The 22,622-nt window shown below is 64.9% G+C and carries 24 protein-coding genes; 7 read left to right on the forward strand and 17 right to left on the reverse strand.

The window, feature by feature from the left end:
* Positions 1-11 precede the first annotated feature (11 nt).
* On the forward strand, positions 12-1,388 hold the full coding sequence (locus tag FOS14_RS17040) for a DUF349 domain-containing protein (RefSeq protein WP_143772006.1): 1,377 nt from the start codon (positions 12-14) through the stop codon (positions 1,386-1,388).
* 28 nt (positions 1,389-1,416) lie between these two features.
* Here the strand turns inward: FOS14_RS17040 and FOS14_RS17045 are convergent, their stop codons facing one another.
* The 3 genes from FOS14_RS17045 to FOS14_RS17055 are packed head-to-tail and all read right to left on the reverse strand — an operon-like array spanning position 1,417 to position 4,876.
* Entirely contained in the window at positions 1,417-2,022 is a 606-nt protein-coding gene (locus tag FOS14_RS17045; RefSeq protein ID WP_143772007.1) for a hypothetical protein, read from the reverse strand.
* Complete coding sequence (gene miaB, locus FOS14_RS17050) at positions 2,019-3,524, reverse strand: tRNA (N6-isopentenyl adenosine(37)-C2)-methylthiotransferase MiaB (RefSeq protein WP_255450416.1); 1,506 nt, start codon at positions 3,522-3,524, stop codon at positions 2,019-2,021. Before miaB ends, FOS14_RS17045 begins: the two co-directional genes overlap by 4 nt.
* A complete protein-coding gene (locus FOS14_RS17055) occupies positions 3,521-4,876 on the reverse strand; it encodes an MFS transporter (protein ID WP_370512250.1) in 1,356 nt (451 codons plus the stop codon). The genes miaB and FOS14_RS17055 overlap by 4 nt, the downstream gene beginning before the upstream one ends.
* A gap of 199 nt (positions 4,877-5,075) precedes the next feature.
* Between FOS14_RS17055 and FOS14_RS17060 the strand changes: the two genes are divergently transcribed.
* Genes FOS14_RS17060 through FOS14_RS17080 form a run of 5 tightly spaced genes read left to right on the forward strand, consistent with a single transcriptional unit; the run spans position 5,076 to position 8,764 of the window.
* The gene (locus FOS14_RS17060; RefSeq protein ID WP_143772067.1) at positions 5,076-5,591 is read left to right on the forward strand and encodes a MarR family winged helix-turn-helix transcriptional regulator; all 516 of its coding nucleotides are present in this window, start codon (positions 5,076-5,078) and stop codon (positions 5,589-5,591) included.
* A 35-nt stretch (positions 5,592-5,626) separates the two neighbouring features.
* Positions 5,627-6,355, forward strand: a complete 729-nt coding sequence (locus FOS14_RS17065) for an amino acid ABC transporter ATP-binding protein (protein ID WP_143772068.1) — start codon at positions 5,627-5,629, stop codon at positions 6,353-6,355.
* 22 nt (positions 6,356-6,377) lie between these two features.
* Positions 6,378-7,196, forward strand: a complete 819-nt coding sequence (locus FOS14_RS17070; protein ID WP_143772010.1) for a glutamate ABC transporter substrate-binding protein — start codon at positions 6,378-6,380, stop codon at positions 7,194-7,196.
* A 3-nt stretch (positions 7,197-7,199) separates the two neighbouring features.
* Positions 7,200-7,880 (forward strand): amino acid ABC transporter permease, encoded by a 681-nt coding sequence (locus FOS14_RS17075; RefSeq protein ID WP_143772011.1) that lies wholly within the window; start codon positions 7,200-7,202, stop codon positions 7,878-7,880.
* A gap of 44 nt (positions 7,881-7,924) precedes the next feature.
* Positions 7,925-8,764 carry an amino acid ABC transporter permease gene (locus tag FOS14_RS17080; RefSeq protein WP_143772069.1) on the forward strand — a complete coding sequence of 280 codons (840 nt, stop codon included), beginning with the start codon at positions 7,925-7,927 and terminating at the stop codon, positions 8,762-8,764.
* Positions 8,765-8,770: 6 nt separating this feature from the next.
* Here FOS14_RS17080 and FOS14_RS17085 read toward each other — a convergent pair whose 3' ends face one another.
* The 12 genes from FOS14_RS17085 to pgsA form a co-directional block, all read right to left on the reverse strand.
* Positions 8,771-9,766, reverse strand: coding sequence for a hypothetical protein (locus FOS14_RS17085; RefSeq protein WP_143772012.1), 996 nt, complete (start codon positions 9,764-9,766; stop codon positions 8,771-8,773).
* Between the two features lie 15 nt (positions 9,767-9,781).
* Complete coding sequence (locus tag FOS14_RS17090) at positions 9,782-10,006, reverse strand: hypothetical protein (protein WP_143772013.1); 225 nt, start codon at positions 10,004-10,006, stop codon at positions 9,782-9,784.
* Positions 10,007-10,125: 119 nt separating this feature from the next.
* Entirely contained in the window at positions 10,126-10,692 is a 567-nt protein-coding gene (locus FOS14_RS17095) for a regulatory protein RecX (protein WP_143772070.1), read from the reverse strand.
* A gap of 25 nt (positions 10,693-10,717) precedes the next feature.
* A complete protein-coding gene (gene recA, locus FOS14_RS17100; protein WP_143772014.1) occupies positions 10,718-12,850 on the reverse strand; it encodes an intein-containing recombinase RecA in 2,133 nt (710 codons plus the stop codon).
* Positions 12,851-13,092: 242 nt separating this feature from the next.
* Positions 13,093-13,284, reverse strand: a complete 192-nt coding sequence (locus FOS14_RS17105; RefSeq protein WP_143772015.1) for a DUF3046 domain-containing protein — start codon at positions 13,282-13,284, stop codon at positions 13,093-13,095.
* A 23-nt stretch (positions 13,285-13,307) separates the two neighbouring features.
* On the reverse strand, positions 13,308-14,453 hold the full coding sequence (locus tag FOS14_RS17110; RefSeq protein WP_143772016.1) for a glycosyltransferase: 1,146 nt from the start codon (positions 14,451-14,453) through the stop codon (positions 13,308-13,310).
* Positions 14,454-14,501: 48 nt separating this feature from the next.
* Positions 14,502-14,675, reverse strand: coding sequence for a hypothetical protein (locus tag FOS14_RS24795; RefSeq protein ID WP_185981812.1), 174 nt, complete (start codon positions 14,673-14,675; stop codon positions 14,502-14,504).
* A 127-nt stretch (positions 14,676-14,802) separates the two neighbouring features.
* Positions 14,803-15,573: a hypothetical protein gene (locus FOS14_RS17115; RefSeq protein WP_143772017.1), complete on the reverse strand. Its 771-nt coding sequence runs from the start codon at positions 15,571-15,573 to the stop codon at positions 14,803-14,805.
* Positions 15,574-15,591: 18 nt separating this feature from the next.
* Positions 15,592-16,398, reverse strand: a complete 807-nt coding sequence (locus FOS14_RS17120) for a PspA/IM30 family protein (RefSeq protein ID WP_143772018.1) — start codon at positions 16,396-16,398, stop codon at positions 15,592-15,594.
* 163 nt (positions 16,399-16,561) lie between these two features.
* Entirely contained in the window at positions 16,562-16,933 is a 372-nt protein-coding gene (locus FOS14_RS17125) for a helix-turn-helix domain-containing protein (RefSeq protein WP_143772019.1), read from the reverse strand.
* Positions 16,934-17,047: 114 nt separating this feature from the next.
* The gene (locus FOS14_RS17130; RefSeq protein WP_143772020.1) at positions 17,048-17,560 is read right to left on the reverse strand and encodes a CinA family protein; all 513 of its coding nucleotides are present in this window, start codon (positions 17,558-17,560) and stop codon (positions 17,048-17,050) included.
* On the reverse strand, positions 17,547-18,206 hold the full coding sequence (gene pgsA / locus FOS14_RS17135; protein WP_143772021.1) for a CDP-diacylglycerol--glycerol-3-phosphate 3-phosphatidyltransferase: 660 nt from the start codon (positions 18,204-18,206) through the stop codon (positions 17,547-17,549). The genes FOS14_RS17130 and pgsA overlap by 14 nt, the downstream gene beginning before the upstream one ends.
* A 151-nt stretch (positions 18,207-18,357) precedes the next feature.
* Here pgsA and FOS14_RS17140 point away from each other — a divergent pair, with 151 nt between their 5' ends.
* Positions 18,358-18,894 (forward strand): amino-acid N-acetyltransferase, encoded by a 537-nt coding sequence (locus FOS14_RS17140; protein WP_370512246.1) that lies wholly within the window; start codon positions 18,358-18,360, stop codon positions 18,892-18,894.
* On the opposite strand, the gene FOS14_RS17145 is transcribed toward FOS14_RS17140, so the two are convergent.
* Together FOS14_RS17145 and FOS14_RS17150 are read right to left on the reverse strand one after the other, a co-directional pair.
* A complete protein-coding gene (locus tag FOS14_RS17145) occupies positions 18,881-19,867 on the reverse strand; it encodes a TerC family protein (RefSeq protein ID WP_143772023.1) in 987 nt (328 codons plus the stop codon). The genes FOS14_RS17140 and FOS14_RS17145 overlap by 14 nt on opposite strands.
* Before the next feature lie 184 nt (positions 19,868-20,051).
* The gene (locus FOS14_RS17150; RefSeq protein ID WP_143772024.1) at positions 20,052-22,583 is read right to left on the reverse strand and encodes a DNA translocase FtsK; all 2,532 of its coding nucleotides are present in this window, start codon (positions 22,581-22,583) and stop codon (positions 20,052-20,054) included.
* Positions 22,584-22,622: the final 39 nt, after the last annotated feature.

Below are 22,622 nucleotides of genomic sequence, written 5' to 3' on the forward strand. Positions count from 1 at the left end.
GACGAGGAGCAATGACCGACCCCAACCCCACGCCAGCACCTGGACCGGCCAACGCCGTTGGTCCTCGGCCGACACCCGCCGGGCTGCGCCCCTCGCCTCCTAAACCGCACGCCCCGAATCCCGCCGACGCCCCCGCGCATGTGCCCAATCATCCGGTCCCGATGCCGACAACCAATGATCCGCGCCGGTTTGGCCGCGTCGACGAAAACGGGATCGTCTGGGTTCGCACCGGAGGCGGCGAACGCCAGGTCGGGTCGTGGCAGGCCGGTGACGCAGCCGAAGGGCTTGCGCACTTCGGCCGACGTTTCGATGACCTGGCCACCGAGGTTGCGCTGCTCGAGGCGCGGCTGAGTTCCGGATCGGGCGATGCGCGCAAGACAAAGGCTGTGGCAGCGGCGCTCGCCGAGTCGCTCCCCACCGCCGCTGTCGTCGGCGACGTGGACGGACTGGCCCAGCGCTTGCAGGCCATCATCGAGCACTCCGACGAGGCAGCGGCACATGCGCGAGAGGAACGCGAGCGGTTCCGGATCGAGCAGACCCACCGTAAGGAGGAACTCGCGGCGGAGGCGGAACGCATCAGCGCCGAGTCCACGCAATGGAAAGCGGCCGGTGATCGGCTGCGCGAAATCCTCGATGAATGGAAGACCATCCGCGGGGTCGACCGCAAGGTGGATGACGCCTTGTGGAAGCGGTATTCGAAGGCCCGCGAGGCGTTCAATCGCCGTCGCGGTGCGCACTTCGCGGAACTCGACCGCGAACGCGCGGCGGCGAAGGCACGAAAGGAACAACTCGTCGCCCGGGCCGAGGAGTTGTCGAGTTCCACCGACTGGGGTCCGACGGCGGCCGCGTTCCGCGACCTGCTGGCCGAGTGGAAGGCCGCCGGCCGCGCGCCACGCGACGCCGATGACGTGCTGTGGAAGAAATTCAAGGCGGCCCAAGACGTCTTTTTCGGTGCCCGCAACGCGGCTCACACCGAGCGCAACGTCGAATACGAGGAGAACGCCGCCGCCAAGGAGGCGTTGCTGCGCAAGGCCGCCACCATCGACCCGTCGACCGATATCGACGCGGCTCGGGCCGCGCTGCGTGACCTGCAGGAGAAGTGGGACACGATCGGCAAGGTGCCGCGCGAGCGCATGCAGGACCTCGAAGGCCGGCTGCGCGCGATCGAGAAGAAGGTGCGCGAAGCCGCGGACTCGCAGTGGCGACGCACCGATCCGGAGGCGGTGGCGCGCGCGGCGCAGTTCCGAGAGCGGGTCGCGCAATTCGAGGAGCAGGCCGCGAAGGCTCAGGCCGCCGGCAAGCTCGCCGACGCCGAGCAGGCACTGGCACAGGCGAAGCAGTGGCGGGAATGGGCCGACGCCGCGGAGGGTGCCGTCAGTAACCGCTGACGGTGGGTTCCGGCAGCGGTTACTGCCGCTAGTCCAGCGGCTTGCGCCAGTCGCTGTCGCGCTGTTCTCGCTTGGCCGTCTCTACCCGTCGCTCCTGCTCCGCAGCGAGCTGCAGCGCGGTGCGACTCCACACCACCCGTAGCCAGTGGAAGGTCAGCAACAGCACGCCGATCCAGCCGATGATCAACCCGATTCCGACGCCGCCGCCGGGCAGATTGGCCGCCAGGGTCTGCCGGCTCCAGATTGCGAACATGCCGAACACGCACGTGATGGCACAGCCGGCGACCGCGGTCCAGGCCAGCACCCACCGCTTGGTGAGCAGCGCCAACACCGAGAAGCCGACTCCGAAGATCGCGGAGAACCACACGAACAGCCTCGACGGCAGCGCAATGGACTCCCCGAGTGCAGTCTTGTCGCCGGCGAGGACGTCGAAGCCGCGTGCGGATCCGGTGTGCGGCAACGTGAATGACACCAGGATGACAAAGACGAGGATCGCCACGACGACCGCGCGGAAGCCCGGATCTATTTCACCGGCAACCTTTTTCTCGACCGCGTCGAGATCGGCGCGGAACTCTTCGGCGGCATCGGCGGCATGATCGCCGTCGTGTTCGGCGTTGCCGCTGGGGTCGCTCATGCGCCACATCCCGTCGTCGCAGCGACCGGCGCTGGCGCGCCGATCCTCGGAAGTCCCAGCCCGATACTTCCCCGTTCGCCGATGGGCGGGGTTTGCGGGCGAATACCCTGGGCGTGCAGGTCGCCGGCGCGGGTGCGCCGATGCCCGAGCACCGCGTCGTCGGCGATCAAGTAGTGCGGCGCCGCGTCCGTCACGGCCACGGTGATCAGGTCGCCCGCGCGTATCTCGCGGTCGATCGCGCCCACGGGCCGGAAGTGCACGAGCCTGCCGTCGCGCGCTCGTCCAGACATCCGGGCGGTGGCGGCGTCCTTCTTGCCCTCCCCCTCGGCGACGAGCACCTCGACCTCGCGGCCGAGCTGAGCGTGGTTTTCTTCCAGCGAGACGCGCTCCTGCAGTTCGATCAGGCGCTGATAACGCTCGGTGACGACGGCCTTGGGCAACTGGCCGTCCATGTCGGCGGCAGGGGTACCCGGCCTGCGCGAGTACTGGAAGGTGAACGCGCTGCTGAACCGCGCCTGGCGGACGACGTCGAGCGTCTCGGCGAAATCCTCCTCCGTCTCCCCCGGAAACCCGACGATGATGTCGGTGGTGATAGCGGCGTGCGGCATGGCAGCGCGCACCTTGTCGATGATCCCGAGGAAGCGCGCCTTGCGATACGACCGGCGCATCGCGCGCAGCACCCGATCGGAGCCGGACTGCAGCGGCATGTGCAGCTGCGGGCACACGTTCGGGGTGGTCGCCATCGCCTCGATGACGTCGTCGGTGAACTCGGCGGGATGCGGCGAGGTGAAGCGCACCCGCTCTAGCCCCGGGATGTCACCGCAGGCGGTGAGCAGCTTGGCGAATGCGCCGCGGTCGCCGAAGGAAACCCCGTAGGCGTTGACGTTCTGACCCAGCAGCGTCACCTCGACCACGCCGGCATCGACGAGCGCCTGGACTTCGGCCAGGATGTCGCCCGGTCGCCGATCGATCTCTTTGCCGCGCAGCGACGGCACGATGCAGAACGTGCAGGTGTTGTTGCAGCCAACCGAGATGGAAACCCAACCGGCATAGGCAGATTCCCGCTTGGCTGGCAGCGCCGAGGGAAACTCCTCCAGGGCTTCACGGATCTCTATCTGGGCCTCGTTGTTGTGCCGGGCGCGGTCCAGCAGTGCCGGCAGCGAACCGATGTTGTGCGTGCCGAACACCACGTCGACCCACGGCGCCTTGCGCAGGACGACGTCGCGATCCTTCTGTGCCAGACAGCCGCCGACCGCGATCTGCATCCCCGGCCGTTGCTGCTTCACCGGAACGAGGTGGCTGAGGTTGCCATAGAGCTTGTTGTCGGCGTTTTCACGCACTGCGCAGGTGTTGAACACCACCAGATCGGCACCGGTTCCGGGCTCGGCGCGCACATAGCCGGCGTCTTCGAGCAGGCCGGCGAGGCGTTCGGAATCGTGCACGTTCATCTGGCAGCCGTATGTTCGCACCTCGTAGCTGCGGGCGGGGTCTTGCACTGTCACCCGTCCAGAGTACGGCCCGCCCGGCGACTCGGAATGCACGCGGTAAGCCCCACGGCCACGGCGGCGGCCGCAACGGCGATGAGGAATGCGAGGTGGAAGCCGCCGAGTGACGGCAGCGTGTGGCCACCGAGCGTCATGGCGTTCTGCGCCAAAACCACGCTGGTCACGGCCGCCGAGGTGGAGGTTCCGACCGAGCGCATCAGCGAGTTGAGACCGTTGGCGGCGGCAGTTTCGCTGACGGGAACCGAGCTCATGATCAGCGCCGGCATCGCAGCGTAGGCGAGACCGATGCCACCCGCGATCACCATGGAAGCCACGATGATCTCGACGACGTTGTCCATGAGGCACAACGCGCCGAGGTAACCCACCCCGACGACGGCCGCGCCGAGCATCAGCGTGATCTTCGGGCCGCGTGCGGCACTGATCCGGGCCGACACCGGCGACAGCGCCATCATCACCAACCCGCCGGGAGCGAGCGCGAGACCGGCTACCACCATGGACAACCCGAGGCCGTAACCGGTCTGTTCGGGTGCCATCAACACCTGGGGCAAGGTCAGCGACATGCCGTACATCGCGAAGCCGACCGCGATGGAGGCGAGGTTCGTAAACAAGACAGTTCCCCGGGCGGAGACGCGCAGATCGACGAGCGGCGCGGCAGTGCGCAGTTCGAGTACGCCCCATATGACCAGCACGACGACACCGACGGCGAACGAGCCGAGCGTTGCCGCGCTCGCCCAGCCCCAATCACCGCCTTTCGTAATGCCGAGCAGCAGCGCCGTCAGGCCAATCGAGAGCCCGACCGCGCCCGCGTAGTCGAATCGTGCGGGGGTGCGCACCGGCGACTCCGGGACCAGCGTCAACACGGCAGCGCCGCAAACGGCGCCCAGTGCTGCCGAGACCCAGAACAACACGTGCCAGTTCGCGGCTTCAGCGATCGCGGCGGCTATCGGCATGCCGAGGGCGCCGCCGACACCGAGCGTCGCGCTCATGATCGCCATTGCCGATCCCAGCCGCTCCGGCGGCAGTTCGTCGCGCATGATGCTGATACCCAACGGGATTGCGCCCACGGCCAGGCCTTGCAGTACACGGCCGACGATGACTGGCACCAACGACGCGAACACCGCGCAGATCACGGATCCGGCCACCACAGCGGCCAGGCTGATGATGAGCATTCGACGCTTGCCGAACATGTCACCGAGGCGGCCGCTGATCGGCGTGGCGATTGCACCGGCGAGCAGAGTGGCCGTGACAACCCACGACGCGTTCGCTGCCGACGTTCCCAGCAATTCCGGTAGCTGCGGAATGATCGGAATGACCAGGGTCTGCATCAGCGACACCACGACGCCGCACATCGCCAAGACCGCGATGATGACCGTGGGCGCGACGCGTTGTCCGTGTTCCGGCCTACGCAGGCCCGCGCGCTGTTTCTGGGTAAGTGTGCTCACGTGCTGCTCGCTTTCCGATCCGCTGGAGTAGCGATGTGCATGATACATATGATATGCATGATGCACAATGCCGGTGTGAGCGTCCGAGGAGGCGATAGTGGAGGTCATGGCACCCGACGGTCACCGCACGGCGCTCGCCCGGCTCGAATACGAACTGACACTCTTTTCCAGGCACTACCTGGCGGCCGTCCAACACCGCGCCGACCAGCAGCTCGACCGCTCGGCCTATCTGATCCTCACCCGGCTCGAAGCGGGCGAACCGTTGAGCCTCAAAGAGCTTTCCGACGCGTTTCGCCTCGACCTGTCGACCATCAACAGGCAGGTGGCCGCCATGCGTCGCCATGGGCTCGTCGAGCGGGTCCCCGATCCCGACGGAGCCCTGGCACGCAAGATTCGCGCGACCCGCCGCGGCCTCGACATGCTCGCCGCCGATCGCAGCCAGAGCACCTCCGGCCTGGCGAAGGTGGTCGAGGAGTGGGCGGGTGCAGACGTCGAAGAGCTGAGCCACCTCGTGCAGCGGTTCAATGAGTCGATCGAGCGGCTCCAGCACAACCCCTGGCCGCGACCGCATCAACCGAGTGAACCAGCGATAAAACCGGGCAATTCACCGAATTCGCCCTAGAGTCTTCAGGTGTGACCGCAGACCTGCACACCCCGATGATTTCTATGCGGTCGGTAAACAAGCACTTCGGCGCGCAGCATGTGCTTCGCGACATCAATCTCGAGGTGCCCGCCGGCCAGGTCGTGATCGTTCTCGGGCCCTCCGGCTCGGGTAAATCGACGCTGTGCCGCACCATCAATCGGCTCGAACCTATCGGGTCCGGAAGCATCGCGGTGGCCGGGCGAGAACTGCCCACGGAAGGCCGGGCGCTTGCCCGGCTGCGCGCCGATGTGGGCATGGTCTTTCAGTCGTTCAACCTCTTTGCGCACAAAACCGCGCTGGCCAACGTCATGCTCGCGCCGGTCAAGGTGCGGCGACTGCCCAAAGACCAAGCTCGCGTTCAGGCGATGGCGCTGCTCGACCGCGTTGGCATCGCCGATCAGTCCGACAAATATCCCGCCCAACTCTCCGGTGGTCAGCAGCAACGCGTCGCTATCGCGAGGGCGCTCGCGATGAGCCCGAAAGTGATGCTGTTCGACGAGCCCACTTCAGCGCTCGACCCGGAAATGGTGCAAGAGGTGCTCGACGTCATGATCTCTCTCGCCCGCGACGGGATGACCATGCTGGTGGTCACCCATGAAATGGGATTCGCGCGCAAGGCCGCGGATCGGGTGATCTTCATGGCCGACGGCGCCATCGTCGAGGACGCCGACCCGCAGACGTTCTTCGACCATCCGCGCACCGATCGGGCCAGAGACTTTCTGGCCAAGATCCTCACTCACTGACGCGTTCACGGAAGGAACGGACATGAAGCTCACTCAAATCTGCGCTGGACTCGCCGTGCTTGCGGTGGTCGCCGCATGCGGCGGTAACGAGGAAAAGAGGGCGGTGGACAGCGCCAAGTCGGGAAAGCTCACCATCGGCATCAAATTTGACCAACCGGGGCTGGGGTTGCGCAATCCGGATGGCACTTACAGCGGCTTCGATGTGGAAGTCGCTCGGTACGTCGCGAACAAGCTCGGCGTTGCGCCGCAGGGCATTACCTTCCGAGAAGCGCCTTCGCCGCAGCGCGAAACACTCATCGAAAACGGCGAGGTCGACTACATCGTCGCGACATACTCGATCACCGATGCCCGCGAGGCGAAGGTCGACTTTGCCGGTCCGTATTTCGTCGCCGGGCAGTCGCTGCTCGTGCGGTCGGACAACACCGACATCACCGGGCCCGATTCACTACACGGCGGGAAAAAGCTGTGCTCGGTCACGGGTTCGACTCCAGCCCAGCGCGTGAAGGAAAAGTTCGCCGCCGACGTCCAGCTTCAGGAATTCGACACCTACTCCGCCTGTGTCGAGGCCCTGCGGAACGGTGCGATCGACGCCGTCACCACCGACGACATAATTCTGGCTGGCTATGCAGCTCAATTCCCCGGCCAACTCAAGGTGGTGGGCGCGCCGTTCACGACCGAGCGCTACGGCATCGGCTTGGCCAAGGGCGACAAGGCATCTCGTGAGCGAATCAATGCGGCGCTTGAATCGATGATTCAGGACGGGTCGTGGCAGAAGGCTTTTCAGTCGACGGTGGGAGCGTCGGGCTATCCGATGCCGGCGCCACCGCAGGTCGAAAAGTAGCCGGTGGACCTGCTAGCCAAGTACCACCAGCAACTGCTCGCGGCGTTTTCGACGACCGTGACCTTGACCGTGATGTCCGCGGTGGGCGCACTGGCGCTTGGCACTGTGCTGTCCGCCATGCGGGTCTCCCCCGTTCCGGTGGCGCGATGGATCGGCGCCGCGTATGTAATGGTCTTCCGTAACACGCCGCTGACGTTGATCATCATCTTTTGTTCGTTCGGACTGTACCAGACGATGGGCGTGCGCCTGGCCGCTGGCGGGTCACCAACGTTCATTGTGGACAACAACTTCCGGTTGGCAGTTCTCGGATTGAGCAGCTACACGGCCGCCTTCGTGTGCGAGTCGCTGCGGGCCGGGATCAACACGGTGCCCATCGGCCAGGCCGAAGCGGGACGCTCGCTGGGCCTGACCTTCATCCAAAATCTGCGGACGATTGTGCTACCGCAGGCTTTTCGCGCGGTCGTCGCCCCATTAGGCAGTGTGCTCATCGCTTTGACGAAGAACACGACGATCGCGTCGGTGATCGGGGTGGCCGAGGCGTCGTTGCTGATGAAAACAATGATCGAGAACGAAGCCGCGATTTTTGTGGTGGGTGGGATTTTCGCGCTCGGCTTCATACTCCTGACGCTGCCGACCGGCCTGGTTTTCGGGTATCTGGGCCGCCGCTTTGAGGTATTGCAGTGAGCCGGGCGACAGTTCTCTATGACGTTCCCGGCCCGCGGGGCCGGATGCGTAACCAGGTGATCTCCGTAGTCGTTGCCGCATTGCTCGGGCTTGCCGCGTGGCAGACGTTCATCGCGCTCGACGAGAAGGGGCAGTTGACCGCAGCGAAGTGGGATCCGTTCGGCGAAGCGACGTCGTGGACGACGTTTCTGTTGCCGGGCATCGAGGGAACGGTGCTGGCCGCGGCGATTTCTGTGGTGCTTGCCGTCATTCTCGGCGCGACGTTGGGCATCGGCCGACTTTCCGAGCATCGCGTGCTCCGCTGGTCGTGTGGTTGTGTGGTCGAATTGTTCCGGGCAATTCCGGTGCTTATCTTGATGATCTTCGCCTACCAGGTTTTTGCCGAATACAACGTCTTCCGATCGCGGGATCTGGCACTCGCCGCGGTCATCACGGGTCTCACCCTCTACAACGGATCGGTTATCGCGGTAATTCTGCGCGCGGGGATCCGTTCGCTGCCGAGCGGCCAGTCCGAGGCGGCCAGAGCCTTGGGCATGCGGAAGGCCATGATCATGCGAAGCATCCTGTTGCCGCAGGCGATCACCGCGATGTTGCCGGCAGTGGTATCGCAAATGGTTGTCGTGCTGAAGGATTCGGCATTGGGATATTTGATCGGCTATGTCGAGGTGGTGCGGTCCGGCCAGCAGCTGGGCGCGTTCTACGGCAACTATCTGCCGGCGCTGGTAGTCGTTGCGCTGATCATGATTGTTTTGAACAGCACACTGTCCTGGCTGGCGACCACCCTGGAACGACGGCTGCGTTCCGGGCGCCGACGCAAGGGACAAGCGCCGGTTGTGAGCCCAGCAACGGACCGGGTAACCATCGAGGCACCGGTCCTGCGTTGAAGCGCCTCAGAGCAGATCGCCGATCGCAGCGCGGACATCGGTTTCCGACGTGATCGGTAACTGCCTGAGTTGTTGGCGGTGCTGATCGTCCATCGCCTCGATGATCCGTCGCACCGGCTGCCACAGTTCGTTGTCCCGGGCAGCTTGCAGGACCGCTGTTAGTTTCTCGTCGTCCCAGGCATCGAGGTTTGCCTGAATGCGCAGGTTCTCGTCTGACATTGCTGCAGCGACCGGAACGAGTTCAGCCCAAGCGTTTTCGCGATGCGCCGATTCGAGCATCGTGGCAAGCACGTCGGGGCCCATGGCCGCCGTGGCGTCGGCAACCCGGTTCAAGGTGCGCTCGCTCAGATATTGCAAGAAGGTCAGGGCCTCGGCGAATTGGTCGTTGTCGACCGCGGCCTGAATGATCGATTGGATACGGTCTTCAGGCAGGTCCGCCATCGCGACCTCGAAACGGTCCATGACCTCGGCGTTGAAAGCCGTCATCAACAGGTCTTCACCGGATTCGACGAGGGGAATGACGGCGAGGAGTTGCTCGTCGGTGACTGCGCCGATGAAGCGTGCCAGCGTCACATAGTCCTTGCGGCGCAGCAGTTCCATCATGGTCGGCGTCATGATGTCGGTGTTGAGCGCACGGATCAGCGGCGTGGCGGCGTCGGGGTCGATGTAGCGAGTAGTGTCGGCGAGAAAGTCGACGGGCACGTGGCCGATGAGTTTTGCGGCCCGATCGGCGCTGAGCTCCGCTGCGACCATGCCGCACAGCATCGGACCGAAGTAGCGCGTGGCGATTTTGACCGCGATCGGATTCGGCACCAGGTTGCTCGCCAGGGCAAGCTTTCGGAACATCTGCCGGTGCGGCGCGTTCAGTTGCTTCGCCGCAGCACGTCGGAACTCGCGCACCGCTTCTGGCGGTGCCTCGCGCAGGAATTCGACGTCACTCGGTTCGGCAATGAGTTCACGGGCAAGTTTGATAACCTCCGCACGCGCAGCGAGGCTCGTCATAGCGGACCTTTCGGACTAGGAGAAGAGAACCTTCTTCACGGCGGGGCGGAGTAAGCGGGGCACAACCTCGAGCCCGGCGTCGGTTGCCGCGAGGAGGTCTTTCTCGCGCTTGTCCCTGGCGTTCGCATAAATCTTGCGCAGCACTTCGAGCTGGGTGTCATCGAGCTCGCCGAGCCCCTCGACCACGTCCCGGGAAATCCCGGTTTCACTGCACAGCCGATCGATCGCGGACTCTGTCATCGAGGCTCCTTGTCGAAGGGGCAACACTGACGATGGGCACCATGTCCCATCGCTTGGATCACCGCATCAATTGCGAGGATGCTACCCGCCGCTACGAACCGAACCGGACAGGCGCCCAATTACTCGTCCGAGATTTCCGTCGGCATTTCCTCGAGCTCGGCGCCCGCGGCGGCGAGCTCGGCCTTGACGATCCCCACTGCAAGTCCTTGCCCGAAGCCACGCCGAGCCAACATCCCAACAAGTCGTTGCGCCAGTCGGTCCGTATCCGTGCGCCGGTCGAAGTTGCTGCGCAGCTTTCGTCGCACCAGCTCGGTAGCCCGGGCCCGTTCATCGTCGGTGGATATTTGCGCGAGGGCCCGGGCCGCATCGTGATCGCTGATGCCCTTTTGACGCAGCTCGACTGCGATGGCACGCCGTCCCCGGCCCGAAAAAGTGTGCCGGGACCGGGTCAACATTTCGGCGAACTCGGCGTCGTCGATCAGGCCGCACTCGGCGAGTCGATCAAGCGCAGCGTTGACCACGTCGGCGTCGAAGCCACGGCGCGCGAGCCGTTGTTCCAATTCCGCACGGCTGCGCGGCCGTCGGGCGAGGAGGCGCAGGCATGCGTCCTTCGCGTGCGACACAGTCTTCGACTGGTCTTCCGCCTGCGCCCCCTCGCCCGCCGAAGCCTTCGCGCGGGCATCCATTGCGGGTTCCCGCACCGACCGGCGCCTAGAAGTCCACCGGTTCCGGCGCCGACTCCGCTGTCACATCCGCACCGATACCGAGCTTCTCCTTGATCTTCTTCTCGATCTCGTCGCGGATGTCCGGGTTCTCCCGAAGGAATCGCCGCGCGTTCTCCTTGCCTTGGCCAAGCTGGTCACCCTCATAGGTGAACCACGAGCCCGACTTACGGATGAAGCCGTGCTCGACGCCCATGTCGATCAGCGAACCTTCCTTGCTGATACCGACGCCGTAGAGAATGTCGAACTCTGCCTGCTTGAACGGCGGGGAAACCTTGTTCTTCACCACCTTCACCCGGGTCCGGTTGCCGACCGCATCCGTGCCGTCCTTGAGCGTCTCGATGCGCCGGACGTCCAAGCGGACCGAGGCATAGAACTTCAATGCCTTACCGCCAGTGGTCGTTTCGGGCGAATTGTGGACCATCACACCGTCAACGAAGTAGTTGTGGTTACCTTCGACCTCGATATCGAAGCGATGCATGGATCGTGTCTGAGGCTTGACGTGAACGTCCAAAACTCGCGCCGGCACCAGCTTCTGCATCGGCTCCGTGAACGCCGGGATGACAGTGCCTTGACCCCGGAATCGCGGCAATAGTTTGTATTCCATCGAAGGCGCCATGTACGGAGCCACCATCTCCTGGAACTGTGTGCTCGACTCGGTCGAGAACACGAGAACCGCCTTCTTCCGAGCGCCTGAGAGGCGCAACCGCACATCGAGTCCATGAGTATCGCGAAGATAGTCCCGCAACCGCACCCGCGAGCCTTCACTCATTGCTTCGACGCAGATCTCGATCCGACCGCTTCCGCCACGAGTTCTCTCTTGCAATCCCTTCGAGCGAACCGTGAAAGAACCGTCGTCCATGTACCAAATAGCCAACGCCAGCGGTGTCAGCGCCTTGATGTACTCCTCAGACAGGAACTTCTTGCCATCACCGAGGTAGACCGCCTCCTGCAATTCACCCAACTCCGGGAGCGGAGTGAAGTCGACGAACTTTGCGCCCTTGTCATTGACTCGAACGGAATGCTCGATGTTGCCGAGTAACTCCGTCTTCCAGTCGAGGTACTCATGCTGCGCCGCGCCATGGCCCATCCGGAATCGAACACCATTGCGGCCACGGAGATTCGGCGAGAGGTTGCCGTCGCCCATCAATGAGCCGAGCACTACCTGTAGTTGTTGGTCGCTCAGCCGATGCATCTCGGCCGCCAATACCCGATCGCCGGCAAGGATGTCGCCGGCTTCTGCCCAGCCGCCTGGTGTGCGGATGAGGTGGTTCGGTGTTGCGGCGAACTGAGAGCGACCGTTGCCGCCCGACTTTTCGACCGTGAACTGCAGGAAGTGATCGGCCGGGCCGTTGTCGAACCAGTTGACGATTCGGCGCGGCACAATCTGATTGGTTTCTGGATCGTAAGACAAGACCTCGACGTCCATCTTGTTGTTGACGATCTTGCCGATTTTCTCCGTGGTCCCGTCCGCCAACTGGACGCGGGTGCTGTAGTTGAAGCACCCGAACATGACCCCGATTTTCTCCCGCAACTGGTTGATGAAGATCGCGGTGGTTCCCGAATTATTCAGTGCGCCAGTCATTTTCCGCAGCGCCTGGCTCATCAGCCGGGCCTGCAGACCCACGTGACTGTCGCCCATTTCGCCCTCGATCTCGGCGCGCGGTACCAGTGCGGCCACCGAGTCGATCACGACGATGTCCAACGCGCCCGAGCGGATCAGCATGTCCGCGATCTCGAGCGCCTGCTCACCGGTGTCCGGCTGCGACACCAGCAGTGCGTCGGTGTCCACACCGAGCTTGCGGGCGTATTCGGGGTCGAGTGCGTGCTCGGCGTCGATGAAAGCCGCAATACCCCCGTTGGCCTGAGCATTGGCGACGGCATGCAACGCCACCGTGGTCTTACCCGAGGACTCCGGGCCATAGATCTCCACGATTCGGCCGCGCGGCAACCCGCCGATACCGAGTGCGACATCCAATGCGATGGAGCCGGTGGGGATGACAGAGATGGGCTGGCGAGCCTCCTCCCCCAGGCGCATCACCGACCCTTTGCCGAAGCTTTTGTCGATCTGCGCCAAGGCCAACTCCAACGCCTTGTCGCGATCGTATGCCTGTGGTGCCATCTGGTCCGTCCCCTTCTCGATTTCATCCGGCGATCGAGAGTCACGTTAGAGGTAGGCACCGACAAATTCGGTGCACCGCCCCGGAGCCGGTGCAAAGGCCCGATCCGTGATCCATCGATCAGTAATTTTCAGCATAGGGGAACATCTGTTCGATACAACCCTGTCGGCGATTCGACACGCCGTGAACCTTCACGCCGCGCGCAAATTTGCGCTCACGCTCGCCCCTCAGCCAACCAGCGGGCTCACCACCGGGCGCGCGGCACGTCGTAGTCGGCGCAGATCGCCCGCCAGACCTCCTGCGGGTCGATACCAGCCTCGATGGCGTCCGCACCCGTCCGGCCCAACTGACTCAAGACATGATCGGCAAGGATCGAATCGCCACGCGCAGTTCCGAACTCCTCATGCAGGCGCACCGTGAAATCTGTCAATCGCACAGCCCCACCCTAAGCTGACGGGCTCACGCAACCTCGCGGCACAGCAGCACCGGGTCCGCGACCTGATCGGCCCCCTCGCGCGCGGCCTCCGCGGCACGGCGAAACGAGTCATCCGACAGGACGCGCTCCACCGCACTCCGAACCGCGGCGGCACTGAGCGGCCGGACCAATTCTGCACAACCCTGTCGCACTGCGCGATTGGCGAGCTCCCACTGATCTCCTCCGCCAGGTACGACGACCATCGGAACACCGGCCAACAGCGCCTTCGCCAGCATCCCGTGGCCGCCCCCGCACACCACGGCCGACGCATCGCGAAGCAGCACATCTTGGCGGCCCAATCCGGCGACGACCCGGTTCGGCAACTCCGCGGGCGGTTCCGCGATCATCGAGATCGCCACTCGCACACCCATATCGGCAAGTGCGTCAACCGCGACCTCCAGCATGCCGTCGGCACCGGTCTGCGCGGTCGACGGCGCCACCATCACCAGCGGCTCGTCGCCGTCGGGAAGATCGAGTACCGCGTCCGTGGGTTCCCACAACAGTGGGCCCACCACGTGCGCCCGAGTGGGCCAATCCGGTCGCGGCACCTCCAGCGCAGGGAGTGTGGCGATCAGTTGCACGTCTGGTCCCGGGCCGGTGCCCGGCAACCCGATCCCTTCTCGAGCGGCACGGCGTTGACGCTCGCCTTGCCGCACCGATCGGGCGGTGAGCGTCCGCATGACCGTGTCGCGGAGATGTCCACGGACGCCGGTGCCCGGCGCCAGCCCGCTACCGATCGGCGGCAGGCCCTTCGACGGCGCATACAACGGGTGGGGGGACAACTCCGCCCACGGCAGCCCGAGCTTCTCAGCCGCGAGCCCGCCACCGGCAGTGATGACATCCGAGACGACCATGTCCGGTTCGGCGGCGGCCAAATCGTCGAGGAGTTCCGTAGCGATGTAGGCGGCGCGCTCATGAATGCGGCGACCGGCGTCGGCATCATCCTCGCCCGGACGCGCGGCCAGCCCTGGCAACCGGCGGGCGGTTATCCCGGCGGTCGTCGCCCGCTCCAGCCACTGTTGCCCGGTGAACAGCACCGGTTCATCGCCCGCCGCGATGAACTTCAAGCAGAGCGCGATCGCGGGAATCACATGCCCGGGATCCGGTCCTGCCACGACGGCAACTCGCATAGGGCCAGCGTTGCATAGCAACCCGAGCGCCCGAACCCCCGCCCGCCGTCACAACCGGGTCAGGTCGTGCTGCTTCGAGCCGGAAACGGCCTTGTAGAGCAGGTATCCACCGAAAGCGATCGCGCTGATGACGAGGATGGGAAACAGGCCCTTGATGAGCGCGCCGATGAGCGCGAGCGCCACCCAGGCCAGCGCGACGATGGCAATGATTTTCCAGAACACTTCGCAACCTCCGGATCTCTAGCGGGAGCCGCTTGCCGGCCCGCTGTCCATCCTGACATCGGAAATGTGGCAAATCTGCAGGTCAAAGCCAAGATCAGGGAAAGATCAGGGTTTACCCGGAGTGCGATCACCCAGCCTGCGCGTGACCGCGATCAGCGAGTTCGATCAAGGCTTCGGCCCACCCATCGAGCCGATCGGCCGCGCTGCGCAATTCCGCCATGGGTGGCATCGCGGCGCCGAATCGATCCGAGGCCGCGGGCGCCGCCATTCGCGCCGCGGCACCGAGGAAGTCTTCGAACTCGCCCACGCCGGCGACCAACTGCTCGGTGACCGTCGCGATCGACGCATCGAGCGCAGCGGCAGCGGCCGGATGCACCGCAGCCGTGTCGCGTCGCGCGCGTTCCAACCCGACCAGATCAGCCGCGAGCGCCCGCAGTGCGGCAGCGGCCGACTCGGCGGTCTCCATCGTTTCGTCGAGGTCTTCGGCGGGCACCCGAGCGGCTCTCGCAATGACCCGAAACAGCTCGTCGAGGCTGCGCTGAGCGCTGCTCAACTGCATCATCGGGACTCGGGCAGCCGAGGATGCCGGTGGCAACGCGACCCTCTGACGCATCGCCGGCGGTAACGGCGCATTACGCAGCCGCTGATATCGCCGGACGGATCGAACCGCCGGAATCACCAGGACGACCGCGCCGCTGCCGACCACAACCACCGCCCAGACGGGCGCCGACACGGCAAGCAGGCTGACGGCACCAGCCGCTGTCACGCCCGTTGCCGCCCCGTAGCGGATCGACTTGCGCCTCGCGCGACGTCGCTTGCGCAACTGCCGCTCCCGCGGATCTGCCCATTGCCGCACCGCCGCGAGTGTCCAGTCGCCCAGCCCGCGCCACGCCGTCATCGCTACACCGCTATCGGCCTACGAGGTGGTTTCGCCTTGACCGGCTTGCGGCCGCGGCGCCGCCGCCGGTGCACTCGACGAACCACCCGTCGGAAGCGCCTCGCCCTTCATCGACGCGCGAATCTGCTCGAGGCGGCTGTGACCGGCCATCTGGATGCTGGCCTGCTGAACCTCCATCATCCGGCCCTGCACCGAGTTCTGGGCAAGTTCCGCCGCACCGAGCGCATCGGCGTAGCGGCGCTCGATCTTGTCGCGGATGGCGTCGAGACTCGGCGTGTTGCCGGGCGCGGCCAGAGTGCCGTCCATCGACCGCAGCGATTCGCTGACGCGCTCCTGCATCTTCGCCTGCTCGAGTTGGCTGAGCAGCTTCGTGCGCTCGGCAACCTTCTGCTGCAGCGTCATCGCGTTCTGTTCGACGGCCTTCTTGGCTTGCGCGGCCGCCTGAATAGCCTGGTCATGCAGCACCTTCAGGTCCTCGACGGCCTGCTCGGCGGTGACGAGCTGGGCCGCGAACGCCTCGGCCGCGTTGGTGTACTGCAGCGCCTTGTCCGAGTCCCCGCTGGCGGCGGCCTGATCGGCCAGCGTCACGGCTTGGCGGGCGTTGGCGTTGAGCTTCTCCACCTCATCGAGCTGGCGATTCAACTTCATCTCCAGCTGGCGCTGATTACCGATGACCGACGCCGCTTGCTGCGAAAGCAACTGGTGCTGGCGCTGCGCGTCCTCGATGGCCTGCTGAATCTGGACCTTCGGGTCTGCGTGCTCCTCGATCTTCGAGTTGAACAGGGCCATCAAGTATTTCCAGGCCTTCACAAACGGATTAGCCATCGACCTTTCCTGCCTCCATGTGCTGCGCCGTGCCTGTGCACGACCCGGTACCGCGGCCCTCGCGTACCGGAATTGGGCTGAGCATTACGACCTTGTCGGTACTTACCAAGAATCTATCGGTTTCTGCGCAGACGCACAGCAACGAGAACCAACCCCGCTTGACTCACGCCGCGGCGAGAGCGTGGGCGGTGGGGCCTGGAATGACAATCTTCGTGTCCGGCGCGATGGCCGAAGCCGTAGCGCCACCGGACGCTGGCGCCGATTTCGATGCCGGCGGACTCGCCTCGTGCGCAGCACCCGACTCGTCGGCCAAGGCAGCACTCACGTCGACGAGGACGTCGGACAACGGCACTTCGAGCGCAGCACAGATGGCAGCTAACAACTCGCTCGACGCCTCTTTCCGTCCGCGCTCAACCTCCGACAGGTAACCGAGGCTCACCCGGGCCGAGTCGGAGACCTCCCGCAGCGTCCGGCTTTGCGACACCCGGGTACGCCGCAGACTGTCGCCGATCGCCTCCCGCAGTAACAGCGCCATTTCGCTCCTCCTGAAGTCCTCGTACCCGCGCTCTGAAAAGACGTCGCACACCCGCCTTAAAGAGTCAACCTTTAAGAGTCAACGCAGTGCACCGCCGGATTGGTTCCCGCGTCATCACTGTCCCCGCAGTGCGCGAACGCGCAACAACACCTCGTCCACGGCGGTGCGCACCGCGCTACGCCGCACCTGCCAGCGATCACCAGCCAACGCCAACCGCTGGACCTGCGTGCCGTCCGGCCCGGCAACCGCCAGAAAAACCGTACCCACCGGCCACCCGTCCTGGCTATCGGGCCCGGCGACACCGGTCAAGCCGACACCCCAGTCCGCCGCACAGCGTACGGTCGCGCCGACCGCCAACTGTTCTGCGGTGCTCGCGGCGACCGGTCCTTCGGCCTCCAGCACCTGCGCGCTGACCCCCGCCAGCCGGTGCTTCAGATCGGTGGCATAGACGATCAACCCGCCGCGCAGCACCGAACTCGCGCCCGGGACACCCGCAATCGTTGCGGCGAGCAAACCTGCGGTCAGCGACTCGGCGGTTGCCACCGTCGCGTGATCGGCAGTCAACTCGGCTACCAACTCGGCCGCGGCAACGCCGGCGACCAGTGGATCGGATTCAGTGGTGGGCATGGCGATGGCTGCCCAACCGCAACGCCTGCACCACGTAATCGATCCCCGTCACGATGGTGAGGAACACGGCCACCGCCATGAATCCGGCGCACACCGGCTGTGCGACGGCGGGTAGGGGAAGGATGTAGAGACCAATCGCCAGCGACTGCACCAAGGTCTTGAGTTTGCCGCCACGGCTGGCCGGGATCACCCGGTGTTGCACCACCACGAAGCGCAGGGCCGTAATTGCCAACTCGCGGGCGCCGATGATCGCGGTGACCCACCAGCTGAGGTCGCCGAGAACCGAGAGGCCAACCAGCGCCGCACCGATCAGGGCTTTGTCGGCAATCGGATCGGCGAGCTTGCCGAAATCCGTCACCAGTCCGTATTTGCGTGCCAGTTGCCCGTCGACCCGATCCGTGATGGCGGCGACTGCGAAGATGGCGAACGCGGTTATCCGGCCGCTCGTGCTGTGGCCGTCGCCCAGAAACAGCGCCCACACGAAAATCGGGACCAAGCCGATGCGCACGACCGTGAGGACGTTGGCGATATTGAGCACCGGCACAGCCGGGCTGGCCGGCGGATGGTCCAGCTCAGTCGCCGGATGCGGGGCCGGGATCGGATCACTCGGTTCGTTGCTCACCACGTCCTCGCGCTGGGCGCTCACCGGCGCTCACCAACCGACCGGAAACAGGCGTCGTCGACGGCAGGGACGACGGTTACGGCGAGCACCAACCAAGACTATCGGTACGAACGCCGCGCCACGTGCGACCACTGGCACGACCGGCCGGCCGATGACCACCGATTACTCTCCAGGCATGACTGCGCAACCCGACGGCCCGCCCACCGCCGACGCTCTGGCGGTCACGGTGCGACGCGCGCGGACGTCGGATGTGCCCGAGATCAAACGCCTTGTCGACATCTATGCCGGCCGTATTCTGCTCGAAAAGAACCTGGTCACCCTCTACGAGGCGGTCCAGGAGTTCTGGGTCGCCGAACGCGCGGGCGGCATCGTCGGCTGTGGGGCGCTCCACGTGCTGTGGGCAGATCTCGGGGAAATTCGCACGGTGGCCGTCGATCCCAGCGTCAAGGGCCTCGGCGTCGGTCACGTCATCGTGCTGCGGTTGCTCGAGGTCGCCCGCGAGCTCGACCTGCAGCGGCTGTTTGTCCTGACGTTCGAAGTGAGCTTCTTCGAACGCCACGGCTTCACCGAGATCGAGGGCACCCCCGTCACCGCGGAGGTCTACGCCGAGATGTGCCGGTCCTACGACACCGGTGTCGCGGAGTTCCTCGACCTCAGCTACGTCAAGCCGAACACGCTCGGCAACACCCGCATGTTGCTCACGCTGTCGTAGACGAGGATGTTCGGGTCCGCCACAGGCTCGCGGCGGCCGTGACGACGAGCACCACGACGATGACGCCCAGCGATACCACCGTGGGGATTTCCGGAACCGCGATACCCTCGCCGCCGTTGATGAACGGCAGCGAATTCTCATGCAGCGCATGCAGGATCAGTTTGACGCCGATGAAGGCCAGGATCAGCGACAGGCCGTAGGACAGGTAGACCAAGCGCTCCAATAGTCCGCCGATGAGAAAGTACAACTGCCGCAGGCCCATCAAGGCAAATGCATTCGCAGTGAAAACGATGTACGGCTCTTTGGTGAGCCCGTAAATGGCCGGAATGGAATCCAACGCGAATAGCAAATCCGTGAACCCGATCGCTACCAGTGTCAGCAGTAGCGGCGTGACCACCCGTTTACCGTCGATCTTGGTGACCAGTCTATCGCCGTCGTATTCCTCGGTCGTCGGCAGGAGTCGTTTGACCGCGCCGATGATTTTGGTTTCGCGTTCGGTTTCTATTTCTTCCTCGTGACCATGTTCTTTCGTCAGTTTCACGGCGGTGTAGATGAGGAAGATGCCGAAGAGGTAGAACACCCAACTGTAGGCATTGATGGCGGCCGCGCCGACGGCGATGAAAATGCCGCGCATCACCAGCGCCATGACTATGCCGATCAGCAACACCTTCTGCTGATATATCCGCGGCACGGCGAATGTCGACATGATGATGATGAAGACGAACAAGTTGTCCATCGACAGTGCCAGTTCGGTGATATATCCGGCGAAATATTCGCCGCCGTGGTCGGTGCCCCACTGCCACATGACAATAACGCCGAACAGCACTGCCAGGCCCACGAAAATCGCGTACCACATGCCGGATTCGCGAAGTGTCGGCTCGTGCGGTCGCCGCACGTGCATGTAGAAATCGAAAACGAATAAAGCGAGAATCCCGGCGAGCGTCAATACCCAACCGAGCACACCAACATGCATCGAAACGGACCTCCGGTAGACCTGTCTGGACACCGGAGGTCTCTCCCGCTACGTCGATTCACGTCGAGCAGCCAGCGGCCCCGGATCGACGACTGTGTCGATCGTGTTGACGAGGCAACCGCGAGTTCGGGGATACTCCCCTCCATTGCTAACTCATTCAACCACACCCAAACCGGGCAAACCGCTACTCGTCGGCTTCGTCACCACCTGGGTCACCGCCACGGATCGACCACAGCAGCCCGTCGAGCTCATCCGGTTTGACCAGCACCTCCCGCGCTTTCGAGCCCTCACTCGGGCCCACCACGCCACGGGTTTCCATCAGATCCATCAGGCGCCCGGCCTTGGCAAAACCGACCCGCAACTTGCGCTGCAGCATCGAGGTCGAGCCGAACTGCGAGCTGACCACCAACTCCACGGCCTGCAGGAAGACATCAAGGTCATCCCCGATATCCGGGTCGACGTCCTTGCGTTCCCCCGCCTTTTGCGTGGTGACGCCTTCGGTGTATTCCGGCTCCGCCTGGTTCTTGGTGAAGTCGACGACGGCCTGAATTTCCTCGTCGGTGATGTAAGCGCCCTGCATGCGGACCGGCTTGCTCGCACCCATGGGCAGGAACAATCCGTCGCCCATACCGATGAGCTTCTCGGCGCCGGGCTGGTCCAGGATGACGCGTGAGTCCGTCAGCGACGAGGTCGCGAACGCGAGCCGGGACGGCACGTTGGTCTTGATCAGACCGGTGACCACATCGACAGACGGTCGCTGGGTTGCCAGCACCAGGTGGATACCGGCGGCGCGGGCCTTCTGGGTAATGCGCACGATGGCGTCTTCGACGTCACGCGGCGCCGTCATCATCAGGTCGGCGAGCTCGTCGACGATGGCGAGGATGTACGGGTAAGGCTTGTAGACCCGCTCGCTACCCAGCGGCGCGGTGATCTTGCCCGAGCGGACCTGCGCGTTGAAGTCGTCGATGTGGCGCACCCGGTTGGCCTGCATGTCCTGGTAGCGCTGTTCCATCTCCTCCACCAGCCAGGCGAGCGCGGCGGCGGCCTTCTTGGGCTGGGTGATGATCGGCGTGATCAGGTGCGGAATGCCCTCGTACGGCGTCAGTTCCACCATCTTCGGGTCGATGAGGATCATCCGCACCTCGTCGGGCGTCGCGCGCTGCAACAGCGACACGAGCATCGAGTTGACGAAGCTGGACTTACCGGAACCGGTCGAACCGGCCACCAGCAGGTGTGGCATCTTCGCCAGGTTTGCGGACACGAAGTCGCCCTCGATGTCCTTACCCAGGCCGATGACCAGAGGATGGTGATCCTTGCGCGTCGACGGCGCGGACAGCACGTCGGACAGGCGCACCATTTCCCGGTCGGAGTTGGGCACCTCGATACCGACGGCGGACTTGCCGGGGATCGGGGCGAGCAACCGGACGTTGTCGGTGGCCACCGCATAGGCGATGTTGCGCGCGAGCGCGGTGATCTTTTCGACCTTGACGCCCGGGCCGAGTTCCACCTCGTAACGGGTGACTGTCGGGCCGCGAGTGAAGCCGGTGACCGCCGCGTCGATCTTGAACTGCTCCAAGACCTCTGTGATCGCCTCGATCATGGCGTCGTTGGCGCGGCTGTGCTTCTTTGGCGGGTCGCCCTCGATCAGCAGAGACATGGGCGGCAGCGCGTAATCGCCGTCGGGCACCCGGTCGGTGACGAATTCGGCGGTTTCCGCCTTCGGTGCGGCTGGCTTCGGTTTGCGCGCGGGACGCTTGCGCTCCGGTTCAGCGGCCGGTGGTGCAGGCGGGGTGGAGATGACCTCAGTCACGGCCTCGGGCAGCGCGAACTCGTCGGCCGGGTAGTTCTCTTCCGGCGTGCTGCGGCGGCCGCGTTGCGGTTCAGTCGGCGCCTCGTCGACCGGGTAGCCGTCCGCGTCGAAGAAGTCCGCGTCAAGCTCAGCGTCGTAGTCGCCGGTACCGCTGAGAAGATCGAACAATTCCCGCACCCGTTCGGGAATTTCGCGGATGGTCGTCCCGGTCAGCAGCAGTACACCGAAAACTATTGCCAGCAGCAGCAACGGCACCGACAGCCACGCGGTGAGCCCTTGCGTCAGCGGTCCGCCCGCGACGTAACCCACAAATCCGGCGGCCCGCGCGCGACCCGCCGCGTCTGCGGGTGCCCCCGCGGCGAGGTGCCACAGACCCAAGACTGGTAGACCTGCCAGCAAGGATCCCAGGACGAGCCGCGGCCGAACTTCCGGCTTCGGCTCCGTCCGCATCAAGATGATGGCGATCGCGCTGGCGATCACCGGGATCACCATCGATGCCGAGCCGACCACAGCACGCACCGCGGTCTCGATCCATCTACCGACCGGACCCGCGGCCGAGAACCACGTGCTCGCGAGGACGATCGCGCTCACCGCGATCAGGCCCAGCGCGATGCCATCGCGGCGGTGTCCGTGTTCGATGTCCTTGGCCATGCTCACCGTCCGGGTGGTTGCGCCGAGGCCCTTGGCCATCATCGACCAACTTGCGCTGATGCCCCGACCGACCGATGCCAGCGCGCCGCCCGAGCGGCGGTTGGCGGTACGCGGTGCCGGCCGGTTCCGCGGGGTGGACACCGTGCGCGTGCCACGGGTGGACTTCGGCCGCGACTTTGCTGCCGGCGATCGCCCCGACGTGCTCGACTGCGCCCGTGACCGAGACGCCGTGGTACCGCCCGACTTACCTGCCATGGCACTCAGATTAGTCGCAAACGCAACAGCCACACCATC

The organism is Skermania sp. ID1734 (assembly GCF_007489285.1).
Lineage (GTDB): Bacteria > Actinomycetota > Actinomycetes > Mycobacteriales > Mycobacteriaceae > ID1734.